Genomic DNA, 12,056 nt, shown 5'->3' on the forward strand with positions numbered 1-12,056 from the left:
ATGTATTTCTCTCAAAATGCGATAATTTTAGTTATGCTAATGTTTGTGATATCTGCAGTGTTTTATGCAACAATTGATTACAAAACAAAGGAAGTAGAGGATGAAATAAAAATAAAAGAAGTAAGTTTATATGAAAAAAATTTAATAAATACTATAGATAGAAATATAGATAAAATTGTAGAAGATGCCTTTGTAAATGCAAGCTATAAAATAATGAAAGAACGAAAATTTTTTACAGCTTCAAGTGAGGCAGTTGCGTATATAACCAGCTATATAAAAAATGAAACGAAAGAATCACTAAATAATGTGAATTATGGCTACTCAAATATATCCTATAACATTAGTTCTGTTAAAATTTCACCTACATACGACCCATTAGTAGTACATTTATATTGTGAAATTGACATAAAATATTCAAAAAAATTAAATAATGGTGAGTTAATCGCATTAAAGCCAATAGTCATCAACAGAGACATAAAATTATCAAGAATTCCTGACCCATATGTCTATTTAAATAAATTTTACTACACCTGGGGTTATGAAAAAAAGATAAATATATATAATTTTCCAAATGATAACTACAACCGTACTTTCTGTATAATATTAAATAGTAGTAACTTTAACTATAGTGAAATGCATAACCCTCAATCTCCAACAGAGCTGAGAGTAATTGGCTGGGATTCAGTAAGTAACAAAATTATTCTTTTACCTTACTGGGTTCAAACCTGGAGAGAAGGAAATAACGATGTATCAGTAATTTGGGTTAGAGCAAATAAAAATGAAATTTACAACTACAATAATGGGCAGGGGTATATATACATACTCTACAATTCAACTACTCCGGTAGATAGACAAGACCCAGAACACACATTTATATTCTTTGATGATTTCAATTACTTTAACCCAGATAAATGGGATTCTGTTGGATACTTTATCATAAATAATAGTAAAATAACGGTAATTGCAGGAGCAGGTTCAAGCGTATATACAAAACAAACTTATGGAACTAGATATGAATTAATATTTAGAGCAAACTTTACTCCATCCCATGCCCAAACTATAGGATTCTTTACACAATTAAGCGATAACGATGGAGTGGGTTGGGATATGTATGATTGGACTGGAAATAATCCAGAACTTTATATGAGAGTTGGATACAGTGGAAGTGATATTGGGGATTATGTTCCTAATTCAAATAAATACTTAAATAAATTTTATATTTATGATTTAAAAAGAATTTCAACCACTGACTTAAACTTTACAATATTTAATGACACTTTGGATATTGAATATAGCAACTCATTTACTAATGGAAATAAGGGAAATAACTATCCAATTTCAATAACTGCTCTTATAAATTTAAATACTAATGTTACAGTGGATTGGATATTTTTAAAAGATATAAATGATATTACAACTACCGTCCCTCCAATAGGTGTTGATGAATATCCAAATCTCGACTATAAAGAAGAAAAACCAAAAACATTTACTGGGACTATATACTATGGAGAACCAGGGAAATATATATTGGTCTATAATAGTACGTATTCTATCATTGGATTATATACTAACAAAACTGACTACTGGCTTTATCCAAATATGCCAGGATATAAACCACTTATAGAGGAAAATTAATTATATTTTTATTAATTTAGTTGCTTCAACCATATTCTTTAACTTATTAAAAGCGACGTCTATTGGCAATAACCTCATTCCACAATCGGGGTCTATTAAAATATTATCAGACAAATTTTTATTCAATTTTTCATTGTTTTTTAATATTTCAATTCCCTCTTCTATCAAGCTTTTTATCTCTTCAACACTTTCAACTTTCTTAACTTTTGTATTTACACAACCAAAGCCAACTTTCTTTTCCATACTTTCTAAAATCACCAAATTTTTTTTATTTGAAGCAAATTCATGGTCTAAAATATCCACATTAAACTTATTTAACTCATCAATAATATTATAAACATTCCCACAAACATGCATGGCAAATTTAATATTTAATCCATCAACTATTATATCAATAGCCTTCCTTGCAACATCAAAATCATACATACCAGTTGATAGTATCGGCTCATCAATCTGTATTATTGGGACATGCTTTTTTAATGCTTCAACTTCCTTTCTAAGGGCTTTAGCAATATCATAAATTAGATTCTCATCTCTATTGTCTGAATAACAACTCTCAACTCTAACAGATGAAGCTATAGTGCAAGGCCCTGTAATAATTCCTTTAATTTCAACATTAGGATTGAGTTTTTTGGCTATACTTTTAGCGTATAAAATATCTTTTAGTGTTATTGGTTTTATAAACTCCACTCTACCAACAACTCTCTTCCCATCAAAGCCATACATGTTGTTTGTGAAAATCTCAACCATATCTCCTCTAACCTGTCCATCACTTATAATATTAACTCCAGCTTTAACCTGGTCTTTAACAGCCCTCTCTATGGCATATTTATATTCATCATACAAGCCAAATACCTTTTTTACCTTATCTAAGAATGTTTCTTCCTTTTTAACTACTGGATAACTACCAACTACAGTTGTTATCATTGCCACCACCAGAATTTTATAAATTATGGATTATTAATAAATCTCCTTATCAGTTATTTAACATTTATAGGAGTGGAATCATGAAGGTTAAGGTGTTGGATGCTTCAGCTATTATTCATGGATACAACCCAATTATAGAGGAGGGGGAACATTACACAACCCCAGAAGTTTTGGAAGAGATAGAATCAAAAAAAATTATTGTTGAACAAGCATTAGATTTTGGAAAATTAAAAATAATGAGTCCTAATAGGGAGTATATAAAAAAGGTTGAAGAAGTTGTTAAAAAAACTGGAGATAATTTGTCTCAACAAGATATTGGTGTCTTAGCTTTAGCTCTAAATTTAAACGCCATATTATATACTGACGATTATGGCATTCAAAATGTAGCTAAAAAATTAAATATTGAAGTTAGGGGAATAGCTTTTGAACCAACAAATAAAGATTTTATTTGGAGAAAGATTTGTGAAGGTTGTAAAAAACTTTATCCAGTAGATTATGAAGAAGATATATGTGAGATTTGTGGTAGCCCTTTAAAGAGGAAGATGGTTAAATCGAGATTAAAGAAGAAAAGGAAGAAAAAATAACTTATAAGAGGCACTGCCGAGTGAAACGAGGCAGTGCATCCCGGGTATACCAATAGGGCGAAGCCCTATGGAGAGAAAGATGGTTAAATCGAGGTTAAAGAAGAAAAGGAAGAAAAAATAAGTAAGTGATTGTATTATGAAAAAATTAATAGCAAAAACAAAGGAAGAATTGATTGAAAAAATTAAAGAATGTGAAAATGAAGAAGAGATTTATATAAACTTAGAGTTAGATAGGGATGTAGCTATTGCTTTATTGGAAAGTTGTGAGCCAAAGAAGATATATTTACCAAAATCAAAATATAAAAGAAGCTCAAAAAAGATTATAAAGGCTTTGGAAGGAGTTGATGTCGAAGTTATTCCAATAAAGGCAAAGACTGGAAGACCTACGAATGTAGATAAGATTATTAAAAAGTATTTAGATAAAAAACCTAAAGAAATAGCTGAAATTACTGGGATTAATATAAAAACCGTTGAGTACCATTATTATAAGCTGAAAAAGAAGGAAAAACAGTGATAATAATGATTTCTGTCATCTTAGTTAATCCAAAATACAGTGGAAATGTTGGTAGTATAGCAAGGGTTATGATGAATTTTGGATTTGAAGAGCTTAGAATAGTTGGAGATAAAAGCATAATAAATAATGAAGCCTATATGATGGCAGTCCATGCAAGAGAGATTTTAGACAATGCCAAATTCTACAACACCTTTGATGAAGCTATAGGGGATTTAGATTTTGTTATTGCCACTTCAGGAGCAAGAGGAGGAGATAGAAATTTAAAGAGAGTTCCAATAACACCAAAAGAGTTGGCAGATAAAATCTTAGAGGTTAAGGGAAACATTGGGATTGTCTTTGGTAGGGAAGATGATGGATTGAGAAATGAAGAGATAGATAAATGTGATTTGTTAGTTTCAATACCAACATCTGAAAAGTATCCAATTATGAACCTATCTCATGCTGTTGCAGTTATTTTATATGAGATTTATACAAAAAAAGTTAGAAATAAATTTTTAGATATAAATATGAGAGAGGCATCAAAAGAGGACAAAGAGCTATTGATAAGGAAATTTAATGAGTTTATTGACAAGAATGAAAAAATCCCAGAGCATAAAAAAGAACTCTGCAAAATAATCTTTAAGAGATTGGTTAATAGGGCTTTTATAAGTGGAAAGGAGGCATGGACGTTAATGAGTGCATTTAAATAAAATTAGGGGAAAGAACATGAAGAAAAGCCATATTTTAGGAATAATAATTTGCATTATTTTAATTGTAGGATTTTTTATTTCATTTGATAGTACTTTTTTAGATAACCCTAAAATGATGTCTAAATCTAAAAATAATATTAGAAATGCGGAAAACCTTACAAATATCAGCAAAAATTCTAACAATTTAAAATTTTTATGGGCATATCAACTTCAAAATGCAGATATTGATGAAATAGCAAACTCAAACTTTACTTTAATTGTTATAGATTATTCAAAAGATGGGACTGAAAATGGAAAATATAGTGAAGAAGAGATAGAAAAGCTTAAAAAAGCTGGAAAAATACCTATTGCCTATATCAGCATTGGAGAGGCTGAAGATTATAGGTTCTATTGGGACAATGAATGGCTAAAAAATCCTCCAAAGTGGTTAGGAGATGAAAACCCAGAATGGGAGGGCTGTTATGCTGTGAAATATTGGCATCCAGAATGGAAGAAAATAATTTTTAGCTATTTAGATAAAATTATTCAGCAAGGATTCTGTGGAGTTTATTTAGATAAGGTTGATGAGTTCGAATACTGGGCAGAAAATGGCTATGATGAAGATTTTACAGCAAAGGAGATGATTAAATTTATTGTTGAGATATCAAACTACTGCAGAAACAAAACTAACAACAGCTTTATAATAATTCCACAAAATGGTGAAAGATTATTGGAGTACGATAAACATGGAAAGTTATTAAATACAGTTTCTGGATGGGCTGTTGAAGATTTGTTTTATGATGGTGTAGAGCAAAAGACAGAGGAAGAGATAAATGAAAGAATAAAATTGTTGGATAAAGTAAAAGATTCTGGAAAGTTTGTTTTAGTGGTTGATTATGTTGATGATGGAACAAAAACAAATGAAAATTTGAAGAGAGTTGAAGATTTTATTAATAAAAGCTTAGATAAAGGGTATGTCCCCTATGTTGCTAAATCCGATAGAGAATTAGACGAACTAAATACATGGTGGCTAAAATTGATAAATTAATTTCTATTTTCTTTCTTTTTCTTATAGAGCTTCCAAACTCTACAGAATGAGCAGATTTTTCCAGCAGATGTCATTCCACAAACCTCACACTCTCTAAATTGGAAATCCTCTTCCTCAACTTTAAACAGATGCCTATTTTTCATATAGCCAGATAGGAATTGATACTTTATACCTGGCCTTTCCTTTTCTAACTCATTTAAATAAGCTCTATGCTTTAAGGTTATAGCTCTCTCAGCATATTTGCATTCAACGGTTGTATATGGGATTTCTTCAGCTTCAGCATACTTTAAAATTAACTCTTCCTCAATTTCAAAGAATATCTTAACCTTCTTTAAAAATTTATCATGAGCTGGAAGAACTGGCTCATGCTTAGCTAAATATCTAATATTCCAATTGAATAAGTTGTTTAAAATAAAGGAAACTTCATCATCCAAATTATGCCCAGTAACGATGACATCAAATCCATTTTCATAACCAAACTTGTTCATTAAATATCTTTTAGTTGTTCCACATATAGAGCATTTCTTACCTCTAATATCCTCCATTGTCTTTCCAGTAATGTCTTTTAAATTAACAACATGCAAAGGAACTTCCAATTTTTCAGCCAACTCCTTTACAGCCTTTAAAGATTCTTCAGAAAATCCCTCAATCCCTAAATTTATGTGGAATAACTCAATATTATAGCCGAGTTTTTTCAAAACCCATGCAGCTGCATGCCCATCCTTACCTCCAGAAACAGCAACTAAGATTTTTTCATCTTTACTTAGCATTTTATACTTATCTATTGATTTTTTAACCTTATTTTCAAAATATTCAACAAAATGCTCTTTGCATAGATACATCTTTGGTGATTTGAGCTTTATATAACTCTTTTTATCACAAAATTTGCATTTCATTGTTTTCACCATATATTTAGGGAATTATCGTTTATCGTGCTTTTCAAAATTAACTGCAATTTTTAAGGTAAGAATATAAAAGTCTTTGGTTTTATAAGTGCCTTTTCTATAGTAAGTTTTTTGTAACGCACTATAAGTATTCGATATATAACACTTCAAACATATAAAAAAATAGAACTCTATTTTAAGAGTAAAGTTTATATACTACTGGGATAATGGTAAATTACACAAAAGTGTCATACAAAATAGAGTTCCATTTTGAGATGAAAACATGAGGAATCCTATAATAGATGTAGGGGCTAAAGAATTGAGTTATGAAATTAGGGAGATTGTAGATGTAGCTAAAAAAATAGAAGAGTTTGGAATAAACATAACATGGGAAAACATAGGAGACCCAGTGGCTAAAGGGGAAAAAATTCCAGATTGGATTAAAGATATTATAGCAGAGATTGTTAAAAACGACTGTTCTTATGCCTACTGTCCTACTAAAGGTTTATTAGAAACACGAGAATTTTTAGCCGAACAAGTAAATAAAAGAGGAGGAGTTCAGATAACTGCTGAAGACATCATATTCTTTAACGGCTTAGGAGATGCCATTGCAAAGATTTATGGTTTATTGAAGAGGCAGGTTAGAGTTATAAACCCATCCCCATCATACTCAACCCATTCTTCTGCAGAGGCATCCCATGCTGGCTCTCCTCCAGTAACTTACTTCTTAGACCCTTACAACTACTGGTATCCAGACATTGATGATTTGGAGAAGAGGATTAAATACAACCCAGCAGTTAGTGGAATTTTGGTTATAAATCCTGACAACCCAACTGGAGCAGTATATCCAAAAAAAATCTTAAATGAGATTGTTGATTTAGCCAATGAATATGATTTATTTATTATTTGTGATGAAATATACTGTAACTTAGTATATAATGGGAAAAAACAGCATTTACTATGTGAGGTTATAGATGATGTCTGCGGTTTATCTTTAAAGGGTATATCAAAAGAACTTCCATGGCCAGGGGCAAGATGTGGATGGATTGAAATTTACAATGCCGATAAGGATGAAGAATTTAAAAAATACGTTGAGAGTATTTATAAAGCCAAATTGATAGAGGTTTGCTCCACTACATTGCCACAAATGGCTATTCCAAGAATTATGGGGCATAGAAATTACAAAAAATACTTAGAGGAGAGGAATAGGTTCTTTGAAAAAAGGTCAAACACAGCCTACAAAAAACTAAAAGATTTAGATGGTGTTATAGCAAATAAAGCCAATGGAGCTTTCTATATGTCTGTTGTATTTGAAGATAACTATTTAAATGGAAACAATTCAATAAAAATAGAGAATGAGAAATTGAAGGAATTTATAGAACACCAAATAAAAGATGCATCTATAGATAAGAAATTTGTTTATTATCTCTTAGCATCTACTGGAATCTGTGTAGTTCCTCTAACCTCATTCTGCTCTCAACTTAACGGATTTAGAGTTACATTGTTAGAGAGAGATGACGAAAAGTTTGAATGGATATTTGACACATTAGCTGAAAAAATAGATGAATTTTTAAAGACCTAATCTCTCAAATGCCTATAAAACCATGGCTCTTCATAATTTTTTAAATTTTTAACATAGGGGCAGTCTTTTGGAAAAACACCAGCTAAGATTCCTTCCATTACAGTTAAGCATCTATGTTTAAACCTATCTTTATAAACTTTACATAATTTTGTTTCTGGGTCTAAATGCTCACAATATATTGTTTTAATTCCATCTTCAGTTTTGTAAGCGTGTAAAATGCAACATCTTCCACATCTCTCACATAACTCATCAGGAAATAGCTCTTCACTTATTTTTATCGCTCTATCTTTTTTAAATCTTAATGTATGCAAATTATCCCTCTTTGTAAAGTAGATAAAAATTGGATTAAAAACTGTCAAAATAGTATATAAAGGTTTTGATGACAATTGTTAAATACTTCATCATCGTTAATTAATCCTAAGATAACATTTATTGGGGGATTTTTATGTTCATGAGAGAAATTGAATTGAGAGGGCATATTATTGACAGCTTAATCCTGCCTAAGGTTTTTGATAAAATCTTAGATATGGGCGGAGATTATAAAGTTTTAGAGTTTGAGATTGGGAAGAGAAAAACAGACCCAAGTTATGCAAAGATATTGGTTATTGGTAGAGATGAAAGGCATGTAGATGAAATATTGAATGAGTTGAGGGATTTAGGAGCTGAGATTCCAGAGATTGAAGAGGTTGAGTTACAGCCAGCTGAGAAGGATATGGTCTTACCAGAGGGCTTTTATTCAACAACCAATCATAAAACATTTATTAGGTTCAAAGGCAAATGGATAGAGGTTGAAAACCAAAAAATGGACGGAGCTATCGTTGTTTATCCAGATGAAATGAGGGCTGAAGTAAAGACAATAAGAAATATCAAAAAAGGAGATTTAGTTGTTGTTGGGCATAAAGGGGTTAGAGTCATCCCTCCAGAAAAACCAAGAGAAGGAGGGGGGTTATTTGAGTTTATGAAATCAGATGCCTCCTCAGAAAAGCCTAAAGAAACAATTATTAGAAGAATAGCTAAGGAGATGTATGAGATTAGAGAAAAATATAGAAAGACAGGTAAAGGAGGAATTGTAGTTGTTGGAGGTCCGGCTATAATTCACACTGGAGCTGGATGGGCTTTAGCTAAGCTTATTAGGATGGGGTATGTTCAAGCACTATTTGCTGGAAATGCCTTAGCTACTCATGACATAGAGAGCGTTTTATATGGGACATCTTTAGGAGTTGATTTAAAGACTGGAAAGAGCGTTCCAGGAGGGCATAGTCATCATTTAAGGGCTATAAATACAATAATGAGGGCTGGAAGCATAAAAGATGCTGTAGAGCAGGGAATTTTAAAGGAAGGAGTTATGTATGAGTGTATAAAAAACAACATTCCTTATGTTTTAGCTGGAAGTATCAGGGATGATGGCCCATTACCAGATGTTATTACAGATGTTGTTAAAGCTCAGGAAAAAATGAGAGAGCTTTTAAAAGGAAAGGATATGGTTCTAATGCTTTCTACTATGCTACACTCAATAGCTACAGGTAATTTATTACCTTCATGGGTTAAAACCATCTGCGTTGATATAAATCCAGCGGTTGTAACAAAGTTAATGGATAGAGGGACATCACAAGCTTTGGGGATAGTTACTGATGTTGGTGTCTTTTTACCAATGCTTGTTGAGGAGTTGGAAAAATTAGAGAAAGAAAAGGAAAAATCTGAAAAGAGAGAAGAATAGAGGAGGAGAAGATGAGAGTTGAATATTCAAAGGATTTGATAAGAAAGGGAATTTCAACTATTTCCCAACTAAAAAAAGCTAAAATAAGAGTAGAAAAGGATGATAAAAAAATATCCTACAAAGATGCAAAGCCAGGGAAGATAGATGTCAATGAATTTAAAAAAGCTATTTATTTGTTGATTGAGGCAGATGACTTCTTATATAAAAAAGCCCCAAAGCATGAGTTGAATGAAGAGGAAGCTAAAGAGTTCTGTAAATTGATTATAAAATGCCAAGAACATTTAAATAAAATCTTAGCTAACTTTGGGTTTGAATTTGAAGAAAAAGAAATAGATGAAGGTGCATTATACATTGTCTCAAATAAAAAGTTATTTAAAAAGCTTAAAAACAAAAATCCTAATTTAAAAGTTGTATGCACTGAGGGAATGTTAGATATTGAAGATATGAGAGCTATAGGCGTTCCAGAAAAAGCATTAGAAGGATTAAAGAAAAAGGTTGAGATAGCACGAAAGAATGTTGAGAGATTTATAGAAAAATACAAACCAGAAAAAATTTTTGTTGTGGTTGAGGATGATAAAGATGAACTTCTCTATTTGAGGGCTAAAAATCTTTATAATGCTGAAAAATTGGATGCTGATGAAATTTTAGATTAAATTTCGGTGGAATAATGGATTTGCAGAATGATATTATTGTGAGGGGAAAATCCTATGAGATGCCATTTTCAAAGGGTATTTTGGCAAGGTCTTTAACAGCCGCTGGATTAAAACCAAGTATTGCCTATAGAATAGCCTGGGATATATACGAGATGTTAAAAAAGGAAAATATCAGAGTTATAGATAAGGCTGATTTGAGGAGGAGAGTTTATTATTACTTAATTTCAAAAAATTACGATGAAGTTGCTAAAAAATATCTACTATGGAGAATGGTTTTAGGAAGAAGACCGATAGTTATCTTAATTGGTGGAGCGAGTGGTGTTGGAACTTCAACTATTGCCTTTGAGATAGCTTCAAGATTGGGTATTCCAAGCGTTATTGGAACTGATTCTATAAGGGAAGTTATGAGAAAGGTTATATCAAGAGATTTAATCCCTACACTTTACGAATCAAGTTATACAGCTTGGAAGGTTTTGAGAGATGATGAGGGCAATAAATACATTAAAGGGTTTGAGAGGCATTCTGAGGCAGTATTAACTGGAGTGGAAGGAGTTATAGATAGATGCTTAGTTGAGGGGCAGAGTGTAATTATCGAAGGAACTCACTTAGTCCCAACACTTTTAAAAGATAAATATTTAGAAAATTCCCATGTAGTTTTTATTATGCTAACAATCTACAATGAAGAGTTGCATAAAATGAGATTCTACGCAAGGGGAAGAGTTTCAAGCAGACCTACTGAGAGGTATTTAAAATACTTTAAAATCATTAGAATGATAAACGATTACATGGTTGAAACTGCAAAAAAGAAGGGAATTCCAGTGGTTGAGAATATAAAGATTAGTGAGACTGTTGATAAATGTTTGAATATAATTACCGAAAGATTGAAAACGATGATTGAGTTAGAAGGGCTGAGTGAGGAAGATATGTTAGAAGAGGGATTATAGGCTGGAGTTGATTAATATGGACAAAACTCTTTCGGTTATTGTTTTTTTGATTTCTTTAATTATAATTTTTGGAATCTACTTTAGCTCATCAAATTTTAGTTTTAAAAAGGTAGAGATAAACAAAAGCACAATAAATGACTTTGGAGATGAAAATATATTAACTTTTGTTCCAGAAGTTTGTGATAGATTCTATTATGAAAAAGACGGATTTGATTGGGAACGGAACATCAACAATATAGAAACTGTTATAATAGGTAGTGATGCAGTAGTAATAGAAAAAGGAGATTTCAATGAAACAGAAATCTTAAAAGAACTTATAGAAAATGGCTACTCTGTTGAAAGTTGTAGGGGCGTTTATTATTACAAAAATGAAAAAGCACTCTCTGACAGATATATTATTGTTGGAAATAACTTAATAATTAAAGCGAATGATATTTCTGGGATTAGATGGAGATATTTACAATAAAATATAATGCATCCTTATTTTCCAATAAAACCTTGAGAGATAAGGTTTATAAAATACTTAAGGAGAATACAAAGAGTTATTATGAGTCCAATAGCAACGGATTTTTTAGAATAGGGGGAATTTCACGTGTTGATTATATTAATAACAACAGCATATATTTTAAAGGAGAGTGCAAAAAATATTTTGGTAAAAATGAAGTAATTATAACCAATTTTTGGATATTTAAAAATGAAAGTTTAGCAGATAAGTTTTATAACAAAATGCTCAAAGAATATGGAAACAAATCTTACATTGATAAAAATCCAAAGCTTAAATATTATAATATGTCTGAGATAATAAACTATTCGGTAGAAATGTATGATAAGGATGTTGTTTTAATTAAGGAGCATACAAAAGATATTAAACTTTTCGAGGTAAATGTTTCTATGGGTTAG

The 12,056-nt window shown here is 31.1% G+C and carries 14 protein-coding genes; 11 read left to right on the top strand and 3 right to left on the bottom strand.

Annotation, left to right across the window (positions count from 1 at the left end; all coding sequences use genetic code 11):
* The gene (locus MJ_RS07870; protein ID WP_010870993.1) at positions 1-1,635 is read left to right on the top strand and encodes a DUF2341 domain-containing protein; all 1,635 of its coding nucleotides are present in this window, start codon (positions 1-3) and stop codon (positions 1,633-1,635) included.
* Here MJ_RS07870 and MJ_RS07875 read toward each other — a convergent pair whose 3' ends face one another.
* On the bottom strand, positions 1,636-2,562 hold the full coding sequence (locus MJ_RS07875) for a methionine synthase (RefSeq protein WP_064496838.1): 927 nt from the start codon (positions 2,560-2,562) through the stop codon (positions 1,636-1,638).
* A gap of 80 nt (positions 2,563-2,642) precedes the next feature.
* Here MJ_RS07875 and MJ_RS07880 point away from each other — a divergent pair, with 80 nt between their 5' ends.
* From MJ_RS07880 to MJ_RS07895, 4 genes are all read left to right on the top strand, one after another.
* Positions 2,643-3,146 (top strand): type II toxin-antitoxin system VapC family toxin, encoded by a 504-nt coding sequence (locus MJ_RS07880; protein WP_064496839.1) that lies wholly within the window; start codon positions 2,643-2,645, stop codon positions 3,144-3,146.
* 136 nt (positions 3,147-3,282) lie between these two features.
* Entirely contained in the window at positions 3,283-3,660 is a 378-nt protein-coding gene (locus MJ_RS07885; protein WP_010870996.1) for a DUF1699 family protein, read from the top strand.
* 5 nt (positions 3,661-3,665) lie between these two features.
* Complete coding sequence (locus MJ_RS07890) at positions 3,666-4,349, top strand: TrmJ/YjtD family RNA methyltransferase (protein WP_064496840.1); 684 nt, start codon at positions 3,666-3,668, stop codon at positions 4,347-4,349.
* 16 nt (positions 4,350-4,365) lie between these two features.
* Complete coding sequence (locus MJ_RS07895) at positions 4,366-5,376, top strand: MJ1477/TM1410 family putative glycoside hydrolase (protein ID WP_244409416.1); 1,011 nt, start codon at positions 4,366-4,368, stop codon at positions 5,374-5,376.
* Here MJ_RS07895 and ttuA read toward each other — a convergent pair.
* Positions 5,373-6,272, bottom strand: a complete 900-nt coding sequence (gene ttuA, locus MJ_RS07900) for a tRNA-5-methyluridine(54) 2-sulfurtransferase (protein ID WP_064496841.1) — start codon at positions 6,270-6,272, stop codon at positions 5,373-5,375. The genes MJ_RS07895 and ttuA overlap by 4 nt on opposite strands.
* A gap of 271 nt (positions 6,273-6,543) precedes the next feature.
* On the opposite strand from ttuA, the gene MJ_RS07905 reads away from it, so the two are divergent.
* Positions 6,544-7,842, top strand: coding sequence for a pyridoxal phosphate-dependent aminotransferase (locus MJ_RS07905; protein WP_010871000.1), 1,299 nt, complete (start codon positions 6,544-6,546; stop codon positions 7,840-7,842).
* Here the strand turns inward: MJ_RS07905 and MJ_RS07910 are convergent.
* Entirely contained in the window at positions 7,839-8,153 is a 315-nt protein-coding gene (locus MJ_RS07910; protein WP_064496842.1) for a CxxCxxCC domain-containing protein, read from the bottom strand. The genes MJ_RS07905 and MJ_RS07910 overlap by 4 nt on opposite strands.
* Before the next feature lie 134 nt (positions 8,154-8,287).
* Here MJ_RS07910 and MJ_RS07915 point away from each other — a divergent pair, with 134 nt between their 5' ends.
* The 5 genes from MJ_RS07915 to MJ_RS07935 are packed head-to-tail and all read left to right on the top strand — an operon-like array spanning position 8,288 to position 12,056.
* Positions 8,288-9,559: an ornithine cyclodeaminase gene (locus MJ_RS07915; protein WP_010871002.1), complete on the top strand. Its 1,272-nt coding sequence runs from the start codon at positions 8,288-8,290 to the stop codon at positions 9,557-9,559.
* 11 nt (positions 9,560-9,570) lie between these two features.
* Positions 9,571-10,212, top strand: coding sequence for a DUF2100 domain-containing protein (locus MJ_RS07920; protein WP_010871003.1), 642 nt, complete (start codon positions 9,571-9,573; stop codon positions 10,210-10,212).
* 14 nt (positions 10,213-10,226) lie between these two features.
* Complete coding sequence (locus tag MJ_RS07925) at positions 10,227-11,156, top strand: 2-phosphoglycerate kinase (protein ID WP_010871004.1); 930 nt, start codon at positions 10,227-10,229, stop codon at positions 11,154-11,156.
* Positions 11,157-11,172: 16 nt separating this feature from the next.
* Complete coding sequence (locus tag MJ_RS07930) at positions 11,173-11,622, top strand: hypothetical protein (RefSeq protein ID WP_064496843.1); 450 nt, start codon at positions 11,173-11,175, stop codon at positions 11,620-11,622.
* The gene (locus tag MJ_RS07935) at positions 11,604-12,056 is read left to right on the top strand and encodes a hypothetical protein (RefSeq protein WP_010871006.1); all 453 of its coding nucleotides are present in this window, start codon (positions 11,604-11,606) and stop codon (positions 12,054-12,056) included. Before MJ_RS07930 ends, MJ_RS07935 begins: the two co-directional genes overlap by 19 nt.

The sequence above is a fragment of the Methanocaldococcus jannaschii DSM 2661 genome (genome assembly GCF_000091665.1).
In the GTDB taxonomy this organism is placed as follows: Archaea; AGJL01; Methanococci; order Methanococcales; family Methanocaldococcaceae; genus Methanocaldococcus; species Methanocaldococcus jannaschii.

Excerpts from the sequence above, each read along its gene's own strand:
- MJ_RS07870 (WP_010870993.1), top strand. The coding sequence starts at position 1 with ATGTATTTCTCTCAAAATGCGATAATTTTAGTTATGCTAATGTTTGTG.
- MJ_RS07875 (WP_064496838.1), bottom strand. The coding sequence starts at position 2,562 with ATGATAACAACTGTAGTTGGTAGTTATCCAGTAGTTAAAAAGGAAGAA.
- MJ_RS07880 (WP_064496839.1), top strand. The coding sequence starts at position 2,643 with ATGAAGGTTAAGGTGTTGGATGCTTCAGCTATTATTCATGGATACAAC.
- MJ_RS07885 (WP_010870996.1), top strand. The coding sequence starts at position 3,283 with ATGAAAAAATTAATAGCAAAAACAAAGGAAGAATTGATTGAAAAAATT.
- MJ_RS07890 (WP_064496840.1), top strand. The coding sequence starts at position 3,666 with ATGATTTCTGTCATCTTAGTTAATCCAAAATACAGTGGAAATGTTGGT.
- MJ_RS07895 (WP_244409416.1), top strand. The coding sequence starts at position 4,366 with ATGAAGAAAAGCCATATTTTAGGAATAATAATTTGCATTATTTTAATT.
- ttuA (WP_064496841.1), bottom strand. The coding sequence starts at position 6,272 with ATGAAATGCAAATTTTGTGATAAAAAGAGTTATATAAAGCTCAAATCA.
- MJ_RS07905 (WP_010871000.1), top strand. The coding sequence starts at position 6,544 with ATGAGGAATCCTATAATAGATGTAGGGGCTAAAGAATTGAGTTATGAA.
- MJ_RS07915 (WP_010871002.1), top strand. The coding sequence starts at position 8,288 with ATGTTCATGAGAGAAATTGAATTGAGAGGGCATATTATTGACAGCTTA.
- MJ_RS07920 (WP_010871003.1), top strand. The coding sequence starts at position 9,571 with ATGAGAGTTGAATATTCAAAGGATTTGATAAGAAAGGGAATTTCAACT.
- MJ_RS07925 (WP_010871004.1), top strand. The coding sequence starts at position 10,227 with ATGGATTTGCAGAATGATATTATTGTGAGGGGAAAATCCTATGAGATG.
- MJ_RS07930 (WP_064496843.1), top strand. The coding sequence starts at position 11,173 with ATGGACAAAACTCTTTCGGTTATTGTTTTTTTGATTTCTTTAATTATA.
- MJ_RS07935 (WP_010871006.1), top strand. The coding sequence starts at position 11,604 with ATGGAGATATTTACAATAAAATATAATGCATCCTTATTTTCCAATAAA.